Origin of the sequence: Idiomarina aminovorans (assembly GCF_023155095.1) — a bacterium.
In the GTDB taxonomy this organism is placed as follows: Bacteria; Pseudomonadota; Gammaproteobacteria; order Enterobacterales; family Alteromonadaceae; genus Idiomarina; species Idiomarina aminovorans.
The window spans coordinates 165,948-189,228 of sequence record NZ_JAKNDA010000002.1 but is presented as its reverse complement, the minus strand read 5'-3'; the positions used below and the strand labels follow the sequence as shown (position 1 = coordinate 189,228).

The 23,281-nt window shown below is 47.2% G+C and carries 15 protein-coding genes; 4 read left to right on the top strand and 11 right to left on the bottom strand.

The genetic code is table 11. From position 1 onward, the window contains the following. Window positions 1-14: 14 nt before the first annotated feature. Complete coding sequence (gene pyrC, locus L8G48_RS05005; RefSeq protein ID WP_248263507.1) at window positions 15-1,049, bottom strand: dihydroorotase; 1,035 nt, start codon at window positions 1,047-1,049, stop codon at window positions 15-17. 86 nt (window positions 1,050-1,135) lie between these two features. Next, on the bottom strand, window positions 1,136-1,717 hold the full coding sequence (locus L8G48_RS05000) for a thymidine kinase (RefSeq protein WP_248263506.1): 582 nt from the start codon (window positions 1,715-1,717) through the stop codon (window positions 1,136-1,138). 98 nt (window positions 1,718-1,815) lie between these two features. Here L8G48_RS05000 and L8G48_RS04995 point away from each other — a divergent pair, with 98 nt between their 5' ends. Then, entirely contained in the window at window positions 1,816-3,039 is a 1,224-nt protein-coding gene (locus tag L8G48_RS04995) for an adenosine deaminase family protein (RefSeq protein WP_248263505.1), read from the top strand. A 64-nt stretch (window positions 3,040-3,103) separates the two neighbouring features. On the opposite strand, the gene ssb is transcribed toward L8G48_RS04995, so the two are convergent. Together ssb and L8G48_RS04985 are read right to left on the bottom strand one after the other, a co-directional pair. Further along, a complete protein-coding gene (gene ssb, locus L8G48_RS04990; protein ID WP_248263504.1) occupies window positions 3,104-3,661 on the bottom strand; it encodes a single-stranded DNA-binding protein in 558 nt (185 codons plus the stop codon). Window positions 3,662-3,702: 41 nt separating this feature from the next. Then, complete coding sequence (locus L8G48_RS04985; protein ID WP_248263503.1) at window positions 3,703-5,082, bottom strand: MFS transporter; 1,380 nt, start codon at window positions 5,080-5,082, stop codon at window positions 3,703-3,705. Window positions 5,083-5,198: 116 nt separating this feature from the next. Here L8G48_RS04985 and uvrA point away from each other — a divergent pair, with 116 nt between their 5' ends. The 3 genes from uvrA to glsA are packed head-to-tail and all read left to right on the top strand — an operon-like array spanning window position 5,199 to window position 9,392. After that, window positions 5,199-8,027, top strand: coding sequence for an excinuclease ABC subunit UvrA (gene uvrA / locus L8G48_RS04980; protein WP_248263502.1), 2,829 nt, complete (start codon window positions 5,199-5,201; stop codon window positions 8,025-8,027). An 11-nt stretch (window positions 8,028-8,038) separates the two neighbouring features. Next, the gene (locus tag L8G48_RS04975; protein WP_248263501.1) at window positions 8,039-8,446 is read left to right on the top strand and encodes an acyl-CoA thioesterase; all 408 of its coding nucleotides are present in this window, start codon (window positions 8,039-8,041) and stop codon (window positions 8,444-8,446) included. Then, a complete protein-coding gene (gene glsA, locus L8G48_RS04970; protein WP_248263500.1) occupies window positions 8,436-9,392 on the top strand; it encodes a glutaminase A in 957 nt (318 codons plus the stop codon). The genes L8G48_RS04975 and glsA overlap by 11 nt, the downstream gene beginning before the upstream one ends. Here the strand turns inward: glsA and L8G48_RS04965 are convergent. The 7 genes from L8G48_RS04965 to rpoB all read right to left on the bottom strand — a co-directional run bounded on the left by L8G48_RS04965 (window position 9,389) and on the right by rpoB (window position 23,184). Continuing rightward, window positions 9,389-10,141 (bottom strand): transporter substrate-binding domain-containing protein, encoded by a 753-nt coding sequence (locus tag L8G48_RS04965; RefSeq protein ID WP_248263499.1) that lies wholly within the window; start codon window positions 10,139-10,141, stop codon window positions 9,389-9,391. The genes glsA and L8G48_RS04965 overlap by 4 nt on opposite strands. Before the next feature lie 184 nt (window positions 10,142-10,325). Next, window positions 10,326-11,510 (bottom strand): elongation factor Tu, encoded by a 1,185-nt coding sequence (tuf, locus tag L8G48_RS04960; RefSeq protein WP_248263488.1) that lies wholly within the window; start codon window positions 11,508-11,510, stop codon window positions 10,326-10,328. A gap of 59 nt (window positions 11,511-11,569) precedes the next feature. Continuing rightward, window positions 11,570-13,693, bottom strand: a complete 2,124-nt coding sequence (gene fusA / locus L8G48_RS04955) for an elongation factor G (RefSeq protein ID WP_248263498.1) — start codon at window positions 13,691-13,693, stop codon at window positions 11,570-11,572. 28 nt (window positions 13,694-13,721) lie between these two features. Further along, entirely contained in the window at window positions 13,722-14,192 is a 471-nt protein-coding gene (gene rpsG, locus L8G48_RS04950) for a 30S ribosomal protein S7 (RefSeq protein ID WP_248263497.1), read from the bottom strand. Window positions 14,193-14,266: 74 nt separating this feature from the next. Next, window positions 14,267-14,641, bottom strand: a complete 375-nt coding sequence (rpsL, locus tag L8G48_RS04945; RefSeq protein ID WP_248263496.1) for a 30S ribosomal protein S12 — start codon at window positions 14,639-14,641, stop codon at window positions 14,267-14,269. Between the two features lie 206 nt (window positions 14,642-14,847). Continuing rightward, window positions 14,848-19,083, bottom strand: a complete 4,236-nt coding sequence (gene rpoC, locus L8G48_RS04940; protein WP_248263495.1) for a DNA-directed RNA polymerase subunit beta' — start codon at window positions 19,081-19,083, stop codon at window positions 14,848-14,850. 72 nt (window positions 19,084-19,155) lie between these two features. Then, on the bottom strand, window positions 19,156-23,184 hold the full coding sequence (gene rpoB, locus L8G48_RS04935) for a DNA-directed RNA polymerase subunit beta (protein ID WP_248263494.1): 4,029 nt from the start codon (window positions 23,182-23,184) through the stop codon (window positions 19,156-19,158). Window positions 23,185-23,281: the final 97 nt, after the last annotated feature.

Below are 23,281 nucleotides of genomic sequence, written 5' to 3'. Positions count from 1 at the left end.
CGCAACTTTAACGGCTAGCCACGCAGTTTCCATTGCAAATCAGCCCCGGCCCAGTATGGCACCATAGGACCTGTTGCCGTGTCTACCGTTTCAGCAACGGTCCATGGCTGCTGAACCAGTTCAATGGTCTCAGTATTGCGGGGCAACTGATAAAAGTCAGCACCATAACCACTGGCAAAATCAGCTAATTTATCCAGCGCATTGTGCTGACTAAAAAATTCAGCATAAAGCTCGATGGCAGCGGGTGCAGAATAACATCCGGCACAGCCACAAGCGGTTTCTTTGCTGGCTTGTACGTGCGGCGCAGAATCGGTTCCCAGAAAAAACTTCGGGTTACCGGACAGAGCAGCCTGCTGCAAAGCCTGCTGATGTGACTGGCGTTTTAAAATTGGCAGACAATAATTGTGAGGACGAATACCACCAACCAGCAAGTCATTGCGGTTCATCAACAAATGCTGAGGTGTCATGGTTGCGGCGACATTACTGTTGGCGTTTTTAACGAACTCAACAGCGTCCGCAGTCGTTATATGTTCCAGCACCAGTTTTAAGTTTGGAAAACGCTCGGTGATTGGAATTAAATGGCGTTCAATGAAAACTCTTTCGCGGTCAAAAATATCAATATCGCTGTCGGTCACTTCACCATGCACCAGTAAAGGAACCTGATGCTCCTGCATAGCTCCCAGTACCGGAGCCAGAGCTTCTACCGATTTCACACCAGCGGCAGAATTTGTGGTAGCTCCTGAAGGATACAGCTTAAAACCAATAACGTGCTGGTTCGCAGCAGCTTGAGCAATTTCTTCAGAGGTTGTATCTGCCGTGAGATACAAAGCCATTAGCGGGTTAAAACGTACACCCGCAGGAACCTCTGCCATAATCTGTGCGCGATACGTTAGTGCGGCTTCGACTGTGGTTACCGGGGGTACCAGGTTTGGCATAACCACCGCACGATGAAACACCGCTGCGGTTGCAGGTACGGTAGTTTGCAACATAGCACCATCACGTAAATGCAGGTGCCAGTCATCAGGTCTTGGAATTGTTAAGCTTTGCATAGTCACTTCAGGCTAAAAAATGAGAAACTCAGTATACCATCAAGTGCCTTCGCTAAAACCCATATTCGGTACTCTATTTAATCGTTTTAGCGCAGCCCCATGGCTTCTTTCCAATGCTTTCTGCAGCAGGAAACATAACGCTCATTACCGCCTATCGATATTTGCTGACCCATGCGAATAGCATTGCCTTGCTCATCAACCCGCAAAGACATGGTTGCTTTGCGTCCGCAGTGGCATATGGTTTTCATTTCCGCCAATTTGTCAGCAATCGCCAGTAAAACAGCACTACCGGGAAACGCATTACCAAAAGCGTCAGTACGAATACCGTAGCACATGACCGGAATATTATCGGTATCGGCCAGGCTCGACAGTTGCCAGACTTGTTCTTCGGTCAAGAACTGAGCTTCATCAATGAGCACACAATCTATTGGTTGTTGCCTATAGCGAGCACGCACAACCGCCGCTAGATCAGTTCTGTGGGTAAACGAAATCGCATCGCGGCCAATACCTAAGCGTGACGCGATACGCCCCTTCCCGGCCCGATCATCCAGTGCGGGAGTCATCAGTAACACCTGCTGGTCACGCTCTTCGTAATTATGAGCCACTTGCAACAGTGACGTACTTTTACCCGCATTCATTGCAGAGTACGTAAAATATAGAGAAGCCATTTGTTCTGTTTTTTAAGTTAATGTGGTTAGATTCGAGCAGAGATTAGCACGATTTTATGGCATTATAAGACAAAGCAACCATAAGGCAGGAGTTCCTCATGCAATATTCCCCCGAATTTATCAAAGCCATTCCTAAATCTGACCTTCACCTGCACCTTGATGGCAGCCTCCGCGCCAGCAGCTTAATTGATATGGCCAAACGTGCTGATATCGAGCTTCCGAGTTACACCGAAGAAGGTTTGTTTGAGCTCGTATTTAAATCTCATTACAACAATTTGGGTGAATACCTTAACGGTTTTCAGTACACCTGCGCAGCCTTGCGCGATTTAGAAAATTTGGAACAAGCTTCTTATGAGTTAGCTGTCGATAACCAAAATGAAGGCGTTAATTATATTGAAGTGCGCTTTGCGCCTCAGCTGCTGATGGATCCGAGTAAAGGCGTGACCTTTGATACCATCATGCATGTTGTTAACGATGGTTTGTTGCGCGCTAAAAAAGAGTACAACAACCAGACCGACGTGAAAAATGGTGATAAGCCACCGTTTGAATACGGCATTATCAATTGCGCCATGCGCATGTTTGGTAAAAAAGGGTTTTCGCCTTATTACACGCAAATGTTCCAGTTAATGCGTGACTTTGAACCTATGCAGGTGATAAAAACCGCCGCAATGGACTTGGTTCGTGCCAGCGTTCGTATGCGTGACGAAGAGGGTATGCCCATTGTTGGTCTGGATATCGCCGGTCAGGAAATTGGTTACCCGGCCGGTGAATTTAAGGAGGTGTACGAGTACGCTCACGAAAATTTCCTGCTAAAAACCGTGCACGCCGGCGAAGCTTATGGCGCCGAAAGTATTTTTGAGGCTCTGACCCAATGCCACGCTGATCGCTTAGGCCACGGCTATTCGTTGTTCTCGCCTGAAATGACACAAGACCCAAGCATTGAAGATCCAAAAGCTTACGGCGAGAGTCTGGCCTCTTATATTGCGGACCGCCGGATAGCGGTTGAAGTTTGCTTAACCAGTAACCTGCAAACCAACCCGGAAATTGGTGACATTAAAAACCACAACTTCCAGCATATGCTGGATCATCGCCTGGCAACTATCATTTGCACCGATAACCGCCTGGTCTCGCGCACTACGGTAAGTAATGAATATCAGTTAGCTCTTGATAACTTTGATATTCCGTTAAAACGCCTGAAAGATATGGTCGCCTATGGCTTCAAGAAAAACTTCTTCCCGGGCCGTTATGTCGAAAAGCGTGACTACGCCAAACAAAATCTGGAATACTTTGACAAAGTGGTTCAGCGGTTTGGATTGAAATAAAAGACTCAAATAAAAAGGCTCCATAAAGGAGCCTTTTTATTACCGTGTTTTCTAACGAGAACTCTTAAAAGGGAATATCGTCATCAAAGTCATTGTCCGGTGAAAACGGCGCTGGCTCTGCCGGTTTTTGCTGTGACGGTTGATTTTGCGGCTGCGCAGGCTGCGGTGCCGGACGCTGTTGTTGCTGTGGTTGCTGTTGTGGCTGACCACCACCGTAGCCACCTTGTTGTCCCCCGCCAAAGCCTTGTCCTTGTTGCGGTGGAGCACCACCCTGAGAGCCGCCACGCGAATCTAGCATTTGCAGTTCGTTCATCACAACTTCAGTGCTATAACGCTCTACGTTGTCCTGCCCGGTCCATTTACGCGTCTGCAAACGGCCTTCAACATAAATTTTAGAGCCTTTTTTCAGGTACTCGCCGGCAATTTCTGCTAAGCGACGATAGGCGACGCAACGGTGCCATTCGGTTTGCTCGCGCGGCTCGCCTGTTTGCTTGTCTTTCCAGGTTTCACTGGTTGCAATCGACAGGTTGGCTATCGCTGTGCTGTTTTGGGTATAGCGCACCTCTGGGTCAGCGCCCAAATTACCAATTAAAATAACTTTATTTACACCGCGACTGGCCATGAGTTTCTCCTGTTCCTTATGCGCGTTACAACTGCTTCAATTTATTGGGCGACCGATGCTTTTTCAAGCAACTGATTAACCGCCTTTTCGTCATAGTGCTTTTTATCAACTTTTAAATAAGTTGCCTGATCTTCTTCAACCCATCTTGCTTCCGCCACGCCGGTTACCCTAAGTAACCGCTCACTTAAATTAATAGCTTTGTCTTCAGATAATCCGGGCAATGATAAGGATATGCTGGTAACGCCTGCGGGATTCACCATCACTAAGCTAATGAGAAACCAACATACTAGCAAGATCAGGCAGAAAACGACAACGCCTGATGTCCCAAAAAATTGTAAGACCGAACCGCCCGCTACGCCACCGACAAAGGACCCCAGAAACTGTCCGGTTGAATAAATGCCACTGGCACTGCCTTTACTTCCGGCAGGCGCGATACGGGTCAACAATGAAGGCAAACTGGCTTCAATAAAATTAAAGCCGGTGAAAAATATCACCAGCGCGGCAACCAGCAACCATCCCGACTGCCCGGCCACACCAATAATAAGCAAAGACATAATTAATGTCACAACAGAAAACCGCAGCCACTGCACTGAGTTATTGTTTCGTGAACTGTTGATGATCATCGGTACCATAAACAAAATAGAAGCGGCGAGCGTCGGTAAGTAGAACCAGGCATGAGTCTGACTCTCGAAACCAGCGTTTTGTAATTGCATTGGCAAAGTCACAAACCATGCCGTTAAAATAGCGTGTAAAACAAAAATGCCACTGTTCAGGCACCATAACTGTTTGTGTTTAAGTAAGTTCCCCAACTCTGACAAAACGGGCAAAGACTCACGGCGTGCCGACGTGGTAACCACTTTAGGCACACTAAGCAACAACACAAAAATACCCAGCACACCACTGGCAGCGGTAAACCAGAACAGACCGGACAAACCAATAATGTCGCCCAGCAACGGCCCGGCAACTATTGACACGGCAAATGCCAAGCCGATACACATGCCAATGATAGCCATAACTTTTGGTCGTTGATCATCTCGCGATAAATCAGCTGCCAGAGCTAATATAGCAGCCGCAATAGCACCCAGACCTTGTAGGCCACGACCAACAGACACCCCGAATAATGTATCTGCCTGCGCCGCCACAATGCTACCACCCACAAAAACCAGCAGTCCGCCAACAATAATGGGTTTGCGCCCGAAGCGATCGGACAGCATACCCAGCGGAATTTGCAGCAGCGCCTGGGTTAAACCATAAGCCCCCAGGGCAATCCCTACCCATAGCGGAGAGTAATCCGGATAATCTTGCGCATAAACGGCCAGGACCGGCATGATCAAAAACAGCCCCAGCATCCGTATACCAAATACGGACGCCAGTGCTAAAGCGCCTTTTCGTTCGGTTTTATTGAGTTTTTGCTGCGTCATTTCACTGCTTTTAAATCAGTAACATGATAAATGATGCTGCTATTGTACCAGATGCCTAACACTGTGCGATAATAACGTTTTGTCGTCAGTCAATTACTGAACAACAGACGGGAATTATGGATACTATTGAAGTACGCGGCGCACGCACGCACAATTTAAAAAATTTCAATCTGACGATACCGCGCAATAAGCTTATTGTGATTACCGGTTTATCGGGCTCGGGCAAGTCGTCGCTAGCTTTCGACACGCTGTATGCCGAGGGGCAACGACGCTACGTTGAGTCATTATCCGCTTACGCTCGTCAGTTCTTATCACTGATGGAAAAACCCGACGTAGACAGTATTGAGGGTTTATCGCCGGCTATTTCAATTGAGCAGAAGTCGACCTCACACAATCCGCGCTCGACCGTCGGTACCATCACCGAAATTTACGACTACCTGCGTTTGATGTTCGCCCGGGTCGGTGAGCCCCGCTGCCCAACTCACGATGTTCCGTTGGCGGCGCAGACGATATCGCAGATGGTCGATAACGTATTAGACGGGCCGGAAGGCGAAAAGCGCATGTTGCTGGCTCCTATTATTCAGAACCGCAAGGGTGAACATTTAAAAGTTCTGGAAAATTTAGCATTGCAGGGTTTTATTCGCGCTCGCATTGACGGTGAAATTTGCGACTTGAGCGATCCACCCACACTGGAATTGCAGAAAAAACACACTATTGAGGTGGTCGTTGACCGTTTTAAAGTGCGTGAGGGTATGGAGCAGCGTCTGGCCGAGTCGTTCGAAACGGCACTGGACCTTAGTGGTGGAACCGCCCTGGTAGTGCCGATGGAAGGTGAGGCCGAGGCCGATATCTTCTCAGCAAACTTTGCCTGCCCACACTGTGGCTACAGCATGCAGGAACTGGAACCTCGGTTGTTTTCATTCAATAACCCTGCCGGCGCCTGCACAACCTGCGATGGGCTGGGAGTTGAACAGTTCTTCGCTCCGGAAAAAGTGGTAATAAACGCCGAGTTATCGCTGACCGGTGGCGCTATTCGTGGCTGGGACAAACGCAATTTCTATTATTATCAAATGCTGCAGTCCTTAGCCAAACATTACGACTTTAAGTTGTCGCAGCCGTTCAACCAACTGCCTGACGAGGTCCGTGAGAAAATTTTGTTCGGTAGTGGTAAAGAAGAAATTAAATTTACCTACATGAACGACCGTGGCGACAAAGTGGTAAGGGCGCACGCATTTGAAGGCATTATTCCCAACATGCAGCGCCGTTACCGCGAAACGGAATCACAAGCGGTACGTGATGAATTGTCCAAATACGTAGCAACGCAACCTTGTAAAAGTTGTGGTGGCACGCGCTTACGTACCGAAGCCCGCCATGTCTTTATTCAGGATACCACTCTGCCGGAAATTGTTGAGCAGTCGATTGGCGACGCCCTCGAGTTTTTCCAGCAACTGAATATGGAAGGGCAGCGCGCCCAGATAGCCGAAAAAATTCTGAAAGAAATTAATGATCGATTGCGGTTTTTGGTGAATGTCGGACTTAACTATCTAAGTCTGTCCCGTAGCGCAGAAACGTTGTCCGGTGGTGAAGCGCAGCGTATCCGTCTGGCCAGCCAAATTGGTGCCGGTCTGGTTGGTGTTATGTACGTGCTGGATGAGCCCAGTATTGGCTTACACCAACGAGATAATGAACGCCTGCTGAACACTCTGACGCACTTACGTGACTTGGGAAATACGGTCATTGTGGTCGAACACGATGAAGATGCGATTCGTCAGGCTGATCATGTTATCGATATTGGGCCCGGCGCCGGCGTTCACGGCGGTGAGATTATTGCTCAGGGGCAAGTCGACGACATAGTGTCGAGTAAAGACTCACTCACCGGCGATTACCTCGCTGGCCGTAAAGAAATAGAAATACCTAAGCAACGGCATAAGCCCGATAAGCGCAGGCTGACCATTCGCGGAGCTAGCGCCAACAACTTGAAAAATGTCGATTTCAATTTACCCCTGGGCGTTATGACCTGTGTGACCGGAGTCTCAGGTTCCGGTAAATCGACTCTGGTAAACAATACCCTGTTTCATGTTGCACACCATGAGTTAAACGGCGCAACCACCGGCGAAGCTGCTCCGCATAAGAGTGTTGAAGGAATGCAGTTGCTGGATAAAGTAGTGGATATCGACCAGAGCCCGATAGGCCGCACGCCACGATCGAATCCGGCCACTTATACCGGTATTTTTACTCCTATACGGGAACTGTTTGCGGGTGTACCAGAGTCCAGAGCCCGTGGTTACAAGCCGGGTCGATTCAGTTTTAACGTTCGTGGCGGTCGCTGTGAAGCCTGCCAGGGTGACGGTGTTATTAAGGTCGAAATGCACTTTTTGCCGGATGTTTACGTGCCTTGCGATATTTGTAAAGGCCAGCGTTACAACCGCGAAACCCTGGAAGTCCAATACAAAGGCAAGAATATTCACGAAGTACTGGATATGACCATTGAAGATGCTCGTGAGTTCTTCAGTCCGGTGCCAGCTATTGCACGTAAGCTACAAACCTTAATGGATGTGGGTTTATCCTATGTTCGTTTAGGGCAGTCAGCGACAACGCTATCTGGCGGTGAGGCTCAACGTGTTAAATTATCACGCGAATTGTCTAAGCGTGATACCGGAAAGACGTTATATATTCTGGATGAGCCAACCACCGGTCTGCACTTCCATGACATTAAACAACTGTTGGCGGTTATTCATCGTCTGCGTGACCACGGCAACACTGTCGTGGTTATTGAGCATAACCTCGATGTGATAAAAACCGCGGACTGGATCATCGATTTAGGCCCGGAAGGCGGTCATGGTGGAGGTGAGATACTGTGCGAAGGCACGCCCGAAGAAATTTGTGAAAATGAGCGCTCACATACGGCTCGTTTCTTGAAACCTATGCTTATTAAGCAGTCATAAAAGGATGCAACATGTTAACGGAAGACTTTAAAGTACGATTTTATGAAACCGATGCGCTTGGGCACGTCAATAATACAGTCATTCCAGGCTGGATAGAAACGGGCCGCTTGCCTATTTTTGACTTCTTCGGGGAAATGTCTCCCGAAACGCAAAGCTTAATTGTGGCACGCCTTGAGGTCGATTTTTTACTGCCTATTTACTTTGGAGGGCACGTAACGGTCAAGACTTACGTTAGCCGTTTAGGTGGCAGCTCGTTTGATATCACCACCGAAATTTGGCAAAAAGATAAGATGTGCGCCAAAGGTAAAACAGTGCTGGTCTATTTTGACTACCAACAGGAGCGTTCTGTGAAGCTATCCCAGCAGTTAAAAGAGCGTTTATCAACAATAACGCATCCGGAGCACCCTCTTGACGCGTGATCTTGTCAGTGGTGGGCAACAGATACACGCCCCCGATGATCTTCATCGTTTCTTGGAAGAAATTCACCAACAGGCGATGGAGATTACCGAGGGGCATGTTGCAAACTACATTCCGGCATTAGCAGAGGTTGACCCTGAGCTCTGCGGATTAACCCTGGCCACGCTGGATGGCGAGATATTTAACGTGGGTGATACTGGCGAGCAATTTTCCATCCAGTCCATTTCAAAAATTTTTGGCCTCATGCTGGCAATGGAGCGCTTAGGCGAAGAACTATGGGAGCGGGTTAAAATGGAGCCTTCGGGCCAGGCATTTAACTCGATAGTGCAGTTGGAATGGGAGCAAGGCATTCCCCGTAACCCCATGATAAATGCAGGCGCTATTGTCGTCAGTGACGTGCTGGTCAGTCGTTATTCCGCCAGTAAAAATGCCGTTTTAAGTTTAGTTCGTAGCTTATGCGGCAACGACAATGTATATGCTGATGAAGTTGTACACCACTCCGAAAAAGAGCATGGCCATCGCAATGCGGCTCTTGCTCACTTAATGAAAAGCTTTGGCAATATTGATGCTGAGGTTGATGAACTGCTCGATCATTATTTTTGGCAGTGTGCTTTGACGATGTCCTGCGAAAACCTGGCTCAGTCCTTTACGTTTCTTGCCAATGACGGAATCTGTCCTTTTTCCAAAAAACAAATTATGTCCAAACGAGACTCCCAGCGCATTAACGCTCTGCTTTCAACCAGTGGCATGTATGATCAAAGTGGTGAGTTTGCTTTTACGGTGGGTGTACCGGCAAAAAGCGGTGTTGGCGGTGGTACCATTGCTGTAGTGCCCGACTTCGGTATAATTTGCACCTGGAGCCCAAGATTAAACAGTTTTGGCAACAGTGCCCGTGGTATGTATATGGTCAGAGAGCTGGCTAACAGACTGGGTCTGAGCGTTTACTAGCGGATTGTTGAGGGACGGTATAGCTGGAAACGCTCCATATTAAATCGTTTAAACAGGGTATCGAGCTCACCTTTGCGTCCCAGTTCCCTCATTAACCGCTGTAACGTTTCTGCACCAATGCTTTTGTCGTTGCCAACCAGCATGTGTAGATTGTACTCAAGGCTGGCTTTTTCACAAAGCAATAGGTTATCTACTCTTACCTGGTGTGAACCTTGTAGCGCTGCTAACAGTTCGTCATTCACAACAGTTAGGTCGACTCTACCACCCAGTACCATCCGTAAATTAATGATTCGCGAGTCGGCCAGATAAATACTGTATTTTTCTTTTGCTTCATTTGTAGCGATAAGTTTGCCGCCCAGCAAATAGTGGTAACCTTTTACACCGCCTAAAGTTTTACCTTCGTACGATTTAAAAAAAGACTGATCGATACCTTCTCTTTTTAAAGCGACTAACCTTTCCTTTCCGTTGACTAAAGGAATGGTCTTACTGTAACCAACGCCACTTTTACTCCAACCCCAAAGCGGTGACTCAAAAAATATAGCATCGCAGCAGCCGCCCTCACTTAAAGCTTCATAACGACTCCTTGGCGGGATCACGTGAATAAGGAATTGGTAACTGTCCTGATGCTCATTGAATAATCGGATTAATTCCCGAGTGAGATCAGTTTCAAGAGCGCCGGAAAAATAAGGCGGGTGTTCGTAGGCAGCCACATAGACAGGTATTTTTGCTGAAGCTGACTCGCTTAGCATGATAAAAGTAATCACAGAAAGATATCTGATTAATTTCAATTGATTAACTATAGGTTAAGTATCTTCTTCAATAATTCATTTTTTAACCCTAAATGTCAACACTAGATCAACAAGCCTTAACCGACTTATACCGCGCATAAAAAAGCCCGGCCGAAGCCAGGCTCTTAAAATCAATTCGACTGCTTTAGTCCATGATTTTTGATACAACGCCTGCACCTACGGTACGGCCACCCTCACGGATAGCGAAACGCAGACCTTCGTCCATTGCGATTGGAGCAATCAAATCTACAACGAATTTCAGGTTGTCGCCAGGCATAACCATTTCTACGCCTTCCGGCAATTCTACTGCGCCCGTTACGTCTGTCGTACGGAAATAGAACTGGGGACGATAGCCTTTAAAGAATGGCGTATGACGGCCACCTTCGTCTTTACCCAGTACGTAAACTTCCGCTTCGAACTTCGTATGCGGCGTGATTGTTTTTGGCTTCGCCAATACCTGTCCACGCTCTACGTCGTCACGCTTCGTGCCACGCAGCAACGCACCGATGTTCTCGCCGGCACGACCTTCGTCAAGCAGCTTACGGAACATCTCAACACCGGTAACGGTGGTCTTCGTCGTATCTTTCATACCAACGATTTCACACTCGTCGCCTGTACGCACGATACCGCGCTCTACACGACCCGTTACCACCGTACCACGACCTGAAATCGAGAATACGTCTTCTATTGGCATGATGAACGGCTTATCGATGTCACGCTCTGGCTCCGGAATGTAAGAATCCAGCGAGTCTGCAAGCTCGACAATTTTCTTCGCCCAGTCTTCGTCGCCTTCCAGCGCTTTCAGTGCTGAGCCCTGAACCACCGGCAGGTCGTCGCCCGGGAAGTCATATTCTGACAACAGCTCACGAACTTCCATTTCTACCAGCTCTAACAGCTCTTCATCGTCTACCATGTCACATTTGTTCATGAATACCACGATGTAAGGAACGCCGACCTGACGTGACAACAAGATGTGCTCACGTGTCTGTGGCATTGGGCCGTCGGTTGCTGCTACGACCAGAATAGCACCGTCCATCTGCGCCGCACCGGTGATCATGTTTTTAACATAGTCAGCGTGTCCCGGGCAGTCTACGTGCGCATAGTGGCGGGTCGGCGTGTCATATTCAACGTGTGACGTTGAAATGGTGATACCACGCTCTTTCTCTTCCGGCGCGTTATCGATGGCTGCGAAGTCTTTCGCCGCACCACCATAAACTTTTGCCAAAACTGTTGTGATAGCAGCCGTCAGGGTTGTTTTACCGTGGTCAACGTGACCGATGGTGCCGACGTTTAAGTGCGGCTTCGAACGTTCAAATTTTTCTTTAGACATGATATATCCTCAAACTTAAGTTAAAAGCCCGGCCTCGAAAGAACCGGACCAGACCTTACTTATTTAGCATTACGCTCAGCCATTACTTTTTCAGCAATGTTATTTGGTGCTTCAGAGTATTTCAGGAACTCCATAGAATAGGATGCACGACCCTGTGTTTGCGAACGCAAGTCTGTCGCATAACCAAACATCTCGGACAGTGGTACCTGAGCATTCACTGCTTTCAAGCCACCCGGAGCTTCTTCCATACCGTCAATAAGACCGCGACGACGGTTTAAATCACCGACGACATCACCCATTGATTCCTCAGGAGTGATGACTTCGACTTTCATCGTTGGCTCTAACAGAGCAGGATTTGCTTGTAATGCGCCTTTCTTGAAGGCCATGCTACCTGCAATTTTAAATGCCATTTCAGACGAGTCGACATCGTGGTATGAACCATCATATAAAGTCGCTTTCACACCCAACACAGGATAGCCAGCCAAGACGCCTTGCTGCATCTGTTCTTGAATACCCTTATCTACGGCAGGGATGTACTCTTTCGGTACAACACCACCCACAATTTCGTTCACGAATTTGTAAATAATGTCATCGCCGTTGGCGTCTTCTTCGACCGTCATCGGTTCAAGTTTCACCCAAACGTGACCGAACTGACCGCGACCACCAGATTGACGTACGAATTTACCTTCGACTTCAATCGGCTCACGAATCGCTTCACGATAAGCAACCTGAGGCTGACCAACGTTACATTCAACCTTGAATTCACGCTTCATACGGTCAACGAGGATATCAAGGTGAAGTTCACCCATACCAGAGATGATTGTCTGGCCAGATTCTTCGTCAGTTTTAACACGGAACGATGGATCCTCTGCTGCCAGTTTACCTAAAGCAATACCCATTTTTTCTTGGTCAGCTTTGGTTTTTGGCTCTACTGCAACCGAAATAACCGGTTCAGGGAACTCCATACGCTCAAGTGTGATTTTGTTGCTTGGATCACACAGTGTGTCACCTGTAGTAACGTCTTTAAGACCAATGAGTGCTGCAATATCACCAGCGCGAACTTCTTTGATTTCTTCGCGGCTATTTGAGTGCATCTGTACCATACGGCCAACGCGTTCTTTTTTGTTCTTAACTGGGTTAACAACACCGTCACCCTGGTTCAATATACCAGAGTAAACGCGAACGAATGTTAACGTACCAACAAATGGGTCAGTCGCAATTTTAAACGCCAGAGCAGAAAATGGTTCGTCATCAGACGACTTACGTACGCCTTCAGATTCATCATCCAAAATACCGGTGATAGGCTTAACTTCGGTTGGCGATGGCAAGTATTCAATAACAGCGTCAAGCACTGCCTGAACACCTTTGTTTTTGAACGCCGAACCACAAGCAACCAAGCAGATGTCGTTAGCCAAAGTACGAATGCGCAAGCCTTGCTTGATTTCGTCTTCTGTTAACTCACCGCCTTCCAGGTATTTATTCATCAACTCTTCGTTAGCTTCAGCCGCAGCTTCTACTAACTCATTGTGATATTGTTCGCAGTCATCAACCATGTCAGCAGGGATATCTTCATAAGTGAATGAAGTACCCATGTCTTCTTCGCTCCAGTTAATGAACTTCATTTTAACCAAGTCCACAACGCCACGGAAGTTGTCTTCCGAGCCTACTGGTAACTGCATTGGAACAGCCTGAGCTGCCAAACGTGTTTTCATTTGATCTACGACAGATAAGAAGTCTGCGCCTGCACGGTCCATCTTGTTGACGAATACCATGCGCGGTACTTCATATTTGTTTGCCTGACGCCAGACAGTTTCTGTCTGAGGCTGAACACCAGATGATGCACAAAGTACAACAACAGCGCCATCAAGAACACGCAAAGAACGTTCAACTTCGATAGTGAAATCAACGTGTCCGGGAGTATCGATGATGTTGACACGATGCTCCGGAAATTGCTTGTCCATACCCTGCCAAAAACAGGTGGTAGCTGCTGACGTGATAGTAATACCACGTTCTTGTTCTTGCTCCATCCAGTCCATGGTGGCTGCACCATCGTGCACCTCACCAATTTTGTGAGACAGACCAGTATAGAACAACACACGTTCGGTGGTTGTTGTTTTACCGGCGTCTACGTGAGCACAAATACCGATATTACGATAGCGCTCTATGGAAGTTTTACGAGCCACAATAAACTCCTTCTAGGTTAACTGTGAATTACCAGCGATAGTGAGCAAACGCTTTGTTTGCTTCAGCCATGCGGTGAACGTCTTCACGTTTCTTCACAGCAGACCCTTTGTTCTCTGATGCATCTAGCATTTCACCTGCCAGACGCTGCGACATTGATTTTTCACCACGGGTGCGCGCTGCATCAACTAACCAGCGCATAGCCAGTGCGTTACGACGTACCGGACGAACTTCAACCGGAACCTGATACGTAGAACCACCAACCCGGCGAGATTTAACCTCAACCATTGGGCGAATGTTATCTAGTATTGTATCAAAGACTTCCAGCCGATCTTTACCTGACTTCTCGGCCAGGATGTCCAATGCGCCGTAAATAATTTTTTCAGCGACTGCTTTTTTGCCGTCAACCATGACGACATTGATAAATTTGGCCAACAATTCTGATCCGAACTTAGGATCTGGAAGGATTTTACGTTGACCTATGACGCGTCTTCTTGGCATCTCAATATTCTCCGATTAATTCAGGGTATTACCCAAAACGTATGTGACAGTTTGGCCTTACTAACGGAGAACCGTTAAGATTTAGGCCGCTTCGCGCCGTACTTAGAACGACCTTGTCTACGGTCATTAACACCAGAGCAGTCAAGTGCTCCGCGTACTGTGTGATAACGCACACCTGGCAAGTCTTTTACACGACCGCCGCGAATGAGTACGACTGAGTGTTCTTGTAAGTTGTGACCTTCGCCACCGATGTACGAAGAAACTTCGTAACCATTGGTTAAACGAACACGGCAAACTTTACGCATTGCTGAGTTCGGTTTCTTTGGCGTAGTTGTGTAAACACGGGTACATACACCGCGTTTTTGAGGGCACGCTTCAAGAGCCGGAACGCTGCTTTTCACAACGGGCTTTTGACGGCCTTTACGCACCAGCTGATTAACTGTTGCCATTCATTACTCCTAGTTTAGTTGATGTCGCTTTTTACCACGTGTATAGAGCGTGAAAAATCGCTTTTTCCCGACCATTGAAAGCCGGATCCCGAAATTCGGGAGCGGAAATTCTAATGGTCATATTTTCGCCTGTCAAGGCTATACAAAAGAAGCCGGCACTTTTACAGTACCGGCTTCTGTACACGAACGTTCAGAACGTTCGCTTATTATTCTGCAGAATCGTCTCCTGCAGAACTATTTCCGGCATTCAAGGCATCCGCAAGTTGTTGCTCAGCCTGCTCTGCAGTCATACTTGGCTCAATATCAACATTCAGTTCATCCAACCGACGCTGGATGCGTTCTTTGTGATATGAGTAACCTGTACCTGCAGGAATAAGACGACCAACAATTACGTTTTCTTTCAGTCCACGTAAACTGTCTTTCTTACCACCCACCGCGGCTTCGGTAAGAACTCGTGTCGTTTCCTGGAACGAAGCCGCTGAAATAAAGGATTCAGTCGACAACGATGCCTTAGTAATACCTAACAACTGACGTTCAAATGTTGCTGGCACTTTACCATCAGCTTCCGCTTTTGCGTTAGCCGCTAACACTTCGGCCATTTCAACCATCTCACCTTCCAGCAAGTTCGTATCGCCGGCGCGTAAAATCAGTGCTTTACGCAACATCTGACGAACGACGGTTTCAATGTGCTTATCGTTAATTTTTACACCTTGCAGGCGGTAAACTTCCTGCACTTCATTAACGATGTAGTTAGCCACTGCGCTAACACCACGCAAGCGTAAAATATCGTGCGGCGCTTCAGGACCATCGGCAATAACTTCACCTTTAGTCACTTGCTCACCTTCAAACACGTTGAGCTGACGCCATTTTGGAATCATCTCTTCATGCTGAGTACCGCCATCTGTTGGCGTAATCAGCAAGCGACGCTTACCCTTAGTTTCTTTACCAAAGGAAACCGTACCGGTTTTTTCCGCAAGAATTGCGGGTTCTTTCGGCTTACGCGCCTCGAACAAGTCAGCAACGCGAGGCAGACCCCCCGTAATATCACGAGTTTTAGAACCTTCCTGAGGAATACGCGCTAAGGTATCACCAATTTTAACCTCGGCGTTATCTTCCAAATTAATGATGGCGTTACCCGGTAAGAAGTACTGCGCAGGAATATCAGTACCTGCGATATTTACATCCTTACCTTTATCGTCGACCAATTTTACCATTGGACGCATGTCTTTACCGGCACTGGTACGCTGACCCGTTTCCAGTACAACGATGCTTGAAAGGCCTGTCAGCTCATCGGTTTGACGGGTCATAGTGATACCGTCTATCAAATCAACAAACTTGATACGACCTTCTACCTCAGTAATGATTGGGTGCGTGTGCGGGTCCCAATTTGCGACGGTTTCGCCGCCATCAACTGAGTCGCCTTCACCTTTTTTCAGTACTGCGCCGTAAGGCACTTTGTAACGTTCGCGTTCACGACCATATTCATCAGTAAGAGTTAACTCTGTAGAACGTGAGGTAATAACGTGTGCTTTATCGCTGTTCACAACCCATTTGGCGTTGTGCAACTTGATAGTACCCGGGTTCTTCACCTGAATGTTGTTTTCAGCTGTTGCACGCGATGCCGCACCACCGATGTGGAAGGTACGCATGGTTAACTGTGTGCCAGGCTCACCAATTGACTGCGCCGCTATAACACCAACCGCTTCACCTTGGTTAACCATATGACCACGAGCCAGGTCACGACCATAACAGTGTGCGCAAACACCAAAGTCTGTATCACAGGTAATAACCGAGCGAACTTTAACTTCGTCGATAGAGTTCTCTTCCAGTACGTCACACATTTTTTCATCAAGTAATGTATTACGTGGAAGCAGCTCTTCTTCGCTACCCGGTTTCATAACCGGTTCACAAAGAACACGACCCAGCACACGTTCACGCAGCGGCTCAACAACATCACCGCCTTCAATCAGCGGTTTCATGTAAAGACCTTCGTATGTGCCACAGTCTTCTTCCATGATCACAACGTCTTGTGAAACGTCTACCAAACGACGAGTCAGGTAACCTGAGTTCGCTGTTTTCAATGCGGTATCCGCCAAACCTTTACGGGCACCGTGGGTGGAAATGAAGTACTGCAGTACGTTCAAACCTTCACGGAAGTTAGCAACAATTGGGGTTTCAATGATTGAGCCATCTGGTTTAGCCATCAGACCACGCATACCGGCCAACTGACGAATCTGTGCGGGGCTACCACGAGCACCGGAATCTGCCATCATAAAGACGGAGTTAAATGACGCTTGTTCTTCGTTTTCACCGTCTTTATTTTTAACAATTTCTTTCGACAGGTTATCCATCATCGCTTTCGAGACTTTTTCGTTAGCCGTTGACCAGATGTCGATAACTTTGTTGTATTTCTCACCCGCAGTTACCAAACCTGATTCGAACTGTTCCTGAATTTCAGCGACTTCTTCTTCTGCCCCGGAAACAATTTCTTTTTTCGCTTCAGGGATAACCATGTCATTAATACCAACCGAGCTACCTGAAACCATCGCGTAATGGAAACCGGTATACATAATTTGGTCAGCAAAAACGACCGTGTCTTTCAACCCCAGGTCGCGATAAGCCGTATTCAGCATACGCCCAATAGGCTTTTTACCCATAGCCTGGTCGATTAAGTCAAAAGAGAGCCCTTCTGGCATAATCAAAGACAAGATTGCACGCCCACAGGTTGTATCGCGCAATTCTGTCTTAGTATTGCGGTTACCATCTTCGTCTATTGTCGTATCGGTGATACGCACCTTAATGCGACTGTGTAACTCTACATTACCTGTACGGTAGGCCTTTTCAGCTTCGTTCGGGTCTCTAAAGACCATGCCTTCGCCTTTGCCGTTGATTTTTTCCTTGGTCATATAATACAGACCAAGCACAACGTCTTGTGAAGGAACGATAATTGGATCACCACTTGCCGGCGACAATACGTTGTTGGTTGACATCATCAACGCACGCGCCTCTAACTGAGCTTCTAAAGTCAGCGGCAAGTGAACCGCCATTTGGTCACCATCAAAGTCAGCGTTGTATGCTGCACAGACCAATGGGTGTAATTGAATCGCTTTACCTTCAATAAGTACTGGCTCAAACGCCTGGATACCTAAACGGTGAAGCGTGGGTGCACGGTTAAGCATTACCGGATGCTCTTTGATGACTTCATCAAGTACATCCCATACTTCTGCTATTTCGCGTTCAACCATTTTCTTGGCGGCTTTAATCGTTGTCGCTAAACCACGACGCTCTAATTTTCCATAGATAAATGGCTTGAACAATTCCAAAGCCATTTTCTTAGGTAAGCCACACTGGTGCAGGCGCAACTTAGGACCAACGGTAATAACCGAACGACCTGAATAGTCAACACGTTTACCCAGCAAGTTCTGACGGAAACGACCCTGTTTACCTTTGATCATATCAGCCAAAGATTTCAGAGGACGCTTGTTAGAGCCTGTGATAGCGCGACCACGACGACCGTTATCTAGTAATGCGTCAACCGCTTCCTGCAACATACGTTTTTCGTTACGAACGATAATGTCCGGTGCAGCAAGATCTAACAGACGCTTCAGGCGGTTGTTACGGTTAATAACGCGGCGGTACAAATCATTAAGATCGGAAGTTGCAAAACGCCCACCATCCAAAGGTACCAACGGACGCAAGTCTGGTGGCAGAATTGGCAGGACTTTTAAAATCATCCACTCAGGTTTGTTATTTGACCCTTGGAATGCTTCAAGTAACTTGAGTCTTTTACTGATTTTCTTGCGCTTTGTTTCTGAGTTTGTCTCAGGTAACTCCTCACGCAACGTCTGAACATCACCATCAATATCAACAGCGCGCAACAGATCCAGAACCGCTTCTGCGCCCATTTTCGCGTCAAATTCATCACCGTGTTCTTCAAGCGCATCTAAGTATTCGTCTTCGGTCAGTATTTGACCCTGCTCAAGAGACGTTAAACCGCCTTCGGTGACAACGTAAGATTCAAAGTAAAGTACGCGTTCGATATCACGCAATGTCATATCCAACAGTAAACCAATACGCGACGGTAATGATTTAAGGAACCAAATGTGCGCGACCGGGCTAGCCAATTCAATATGACCCATACGCTCACGGCGCACCTTGGTCAGCGTAACTTCTACGCCACATTTCTCACAGATAACACCACGGTGTTTAAGGCGCTTGTATTTACCACACAAGCACTCGTAATCTTTTACCGGACCGAAAATACGAGCACAGAACAAACCATCTCGTTCTGGCTTGAAGGTACGGTAATTTATAGTTTCAGGTTTTTTCACCTCACCATATGACCAACTACGGATCATATCTGGAGACGAAAGAGCGATGCGAATACCATCAAACTCTTCTGCCTGATTCGTCGGCTTTAAAAGCTTCAGCAAGTCTTTCACGATTTATCTCCTGTCGGAGTTCAACCTACGGGGAGTGCAAGCACTCCCCCAATTTATTCCAGCAACAGCGTCTTAGTTCTGTTCTAGCTCGATATTGATGCCCAGCGAGCGGATTTCTTTCAACAGTACGTTGAAGGATTCCGGCATTCCCGCTTCCATCTGCAAGTTGTTGTCGACAATGTTTTTATACATCTTCGTACGACCGTTCACGTCGTCCGACTTCACTGTCAACATTTCTTGCAAGGTATAAGCCGCACCATATGCTTCCAATGCCCAGACTTCCATCTCACCGAAGCGCTGACCACCGAACTGAGCTTTACCACCCAGTGGTTGTTGAGTAACCAAGCTGTACGAGCCAGTTGAACGTGCGTGCATCTTGTCGTCGACCAAGTGGTTCAATTTAAGCATGTACATGTAACCAACGGTTACCTCACGCTCAAATTTATCACCGGTACGACCGTCAAATAACGGAACTTGACCGGATTCAGGTAAGCCTGCCAGCTTTAACAATGCCTTAATTTCCGCTTCGACAGCACCATCAAATACTGGTGTAGCAGTCGGTAGACCGCCTTTCAAGTTACCGGCTAAACGCATCACTTCATCGTCAGAAAACTCACCAATATCGACTTTCTGGCGGCTTTCTCCCAAGTCATAGACTTGTTGCACGAAATCTCGTAGCTCTTTGATAGCTCGTTGCTGCTTCAGCATTTTTTCGATTTTACTACCAATACCGCGAGCAGCCATACCCAAGTGCGTTTCGAGGATCTGACCAATGTTCATCCGCGATGGAACACCCAACGGGTTCAAGACAATATCAACCGGGTTCCCTTCATCATCATGTGGCATATCTTCCACAGGAATGATGGTTGAAATAACACCTTTGTTACCGTGACGGCCGGCCAGTTTATCACCAGGCTGAATGCGCTTACGAACGGCCAGGTAAATTTTGACGATTTTAAGAACGCCAGGCGCTAAGTCATCACCCTGAGTGATTTTACGACGCTTAGTCTCAAACTTAGTATCGAAATCATCACGAATTTGTTGATACTGTTCGGCAATTTGTTCTAACTGAGCCTGCGCATCTTCGTTACCCAGGTCCTGAGTTAACCAGCTTGCGCGATCCAGACTAGCCAGTTTAGCTTCGTCAAAACCATTGCTTAACAATAAGTTACGGGCACGGTTATAAATACCTTCCTCAAGAATCTTAAACTCTTCCGTCAGGTCTTTTTTAACTTTAGCCAGTTGCATCTCTTCAATCGCTACGGCACGCTTATCTTTTTCCACGCCATCGCGAGTGAATACCTGTACGTCAATAACCGTACCGTTTACACCGTTTGGAACACGCAGAGAGCTGTCTTTAACATCAGACGCTTTCTCACCGAAAATAGCTCGCAAGAGTTTCTCTTCAGGGGTTAATTGTGTTTCACCTTTAGGAGTAACTTTACCGACCAGAATGTCGCCGCCGTTTACTTCTGCACCGACATAAACAACACCGGATTCATCCAGTTTGCCTAATGCAGATTCACCAACATTCGGTATATCCGCAGTAATTTCTTCTGCGCCTAACTTGGTATCGCGAGCAACACAGTTTAATTCCTGGATATGAATGGTTGTCATCCGATCTTGTTGCGCTACGCGCTCAGAAATCAGAATCGAATCCTCAAAGTTATAACCGTTCCATGGCATGAAAGCCACGCGCATATTCTGGCCCAATGCCAGTTCGCCTAAATCTGTTGACGGACCATCCGCTAAGACGTCGCCACGTGTCACAGGCTCGCCCGGATTAACGGTTGGTTTCTGATTAATACAGGTGTTCTGGTTGGAACGCGTATATTTAGTCAGGTTATAAATATCGATACCCGCTTCACCCGAAACCATCTCTTCTTCGTTAACCTTAACGACGATACGACTGGCATCTGCGAAATCGACAACACCACCACGCTTAGCCACGACAGTAACCCCAGAGTCAACAGCGATAGTGCGTTCGATACCAGTACCGACTAACGGCTTATCTGCCCGCAAGGTTGGTACGGCCTGACGTTGCATGTTCGAGCCCATCAGTGCCCGGTTAGCATCATCGTGTTCAAGGAACGGAATCATACTCGCTGCAATAGAAACGATTTGCTGGGGCGCAACGTCCATATACTGGACCTGCTCTTTACTCATTAGCGTAAATTCGTTTTTATGACGGCACGGCACTAAGTCTTCTGTTAATTCGCCTTTATCGTTTAGCCCTACGTTTGCCTGTGCAATAACATAGTTGCCTTCTTCGATAGCGGACAAATAATCAACATCGTCTGTAACCGAACCGTTTTCAATACGGCGGTAAGGCGTTTCTAAAAAGCCATATTCGTTGGTACGCGAAAACGTAGACAACGAATTGATCAGACCAATGTTTGGGCCTTCCGGCGTTTCGATTGGACACAGACGGCCATAGTGCGTTGGATGTACGTCGCGAACCTCGAAGCCTGCGCGTTCACGTGTCAAACCGCCCGGACCTAAAGCAGAAATACGACGCTTATGCGTTACTTCTGACAATGGGTTGTTCTGATCCATGAATTGTGACAGCTGGCTTGAACCAAAGAATTCTTTTACCGCTGCACTGATTGGCTTAGCATTAATTAGGTCTTGTGGCATGGTGTTATCTAAATCACCCAGCGACAAGCGTTCTTTAACTGCACGTTCAACACGAACCAGGCCGACACGGAATTGGTTCTCTGCCATCTCGCCAACCGAACGAATACGACGGTTACCCAAGTGATCGATATCATCCACTTCATCCAAGCCGTTACGGATTTCGATGAGTTTTTTCATGACATCAACGATGTCTTCACGGGATAGAGTGGTTTGGCCAGTTAGATCATCATGACCGATACGACGGTTAAACTTCATACGACCGACGGTCGATAAATCATAGCGATCTTCGCTGAAAAACAAATTATCAAATAAGGTTTCAGCAGCTTCACGTGTTGGCGGCTCGCCAGGACGCATCATTCGATAAATTTCGACTAAAGCTTCTAAGCGATTGGTGCTCGAATCAACGCGTAAGGTTTCGCTCATGTATGGGCCATGGTCCAGATCATTGACGAACAACGTTTCAATTTTCTTGATGCCAGCTTCACTTAATTCAGCGATAAGCTCGAGTGTCAGCACCTCGTTCGCATGACCAACCACTTCGCCTGTCTTCTTATTGGCGTAATCTTTCGCTAATACTTTTCCGACCATGTATTCTGCCGGCACTTCCATCTCTTTAATGCCCAGTTTCTCTAACTGGCGGATGTGACGTGCGGTAATACGCCGGCCTTTTTCGACAAGCACTTCGTCTTCGGCACCTTTAATATCAAACTTGGCGGTTTCGCCACGCAGACGTTCAGGCACTAACTGCATCTTAACTTTTGTCTTAAGGATCTCGAAGTACGTGGTGTCGAAGAACATATCAAGAATTTCTTCGGTGCTGTATTCCAGTGCACGAAGAATTATTGACGCCGGCAATTTACGACGCCGGTCGATACGTACAAAAACGTTGTCTTTAGGATCAAATTCAAAATCCAACCAAGAGCCACGGTAAGGAATAACACGCGCGTTATACAGGACTTTACCTGACGAGTGTGATTTACCCTTGTCGTGATCAAAGAATACACCAGGTGAACGGTGGAGCTGAGAAACGATAACTCGCTCTGTACCATTGATAACGAAAGTTCCGTTTTCTGTCATTAACGGAATTTCGCCCATGTACACTTCTTGTTCTTTGATGTCTTTAACTGTACCGGCAGCTGCTTCTTTATCAAACAGTACCAGACGCAGTTTCACACGCAATGGTGCTGAGTAGGTAATGCCGCGAATTTGACATTCTTCAACGTCAAACGCAGGTTCACCCATGTGATAACTGACGTACTGTAGTTCCGCAGTACCAGAATAACTGGCAATAGGAAAGACCGAACGAAAAGCCGCTTCCAGACCATTATTGGCCTCTGGATCGACTTCAATAAATTTCTTAAATGAATCAAGCTGCATAGACAGCAAATAAGGAACTTCTAAGACCTGAGGTCGTTTACCGAAATCCTTACGAATACGTTTTTTTTCTGAGTAGGAGTACGCCATGGGGTTCCTCAGCTAGCTGATTGATGACCCTAACCAACGAGTGGTTCGATGGTTAAAAACAGATGAATCTTTTATCTGTCGATCCCGTTGTTATTTT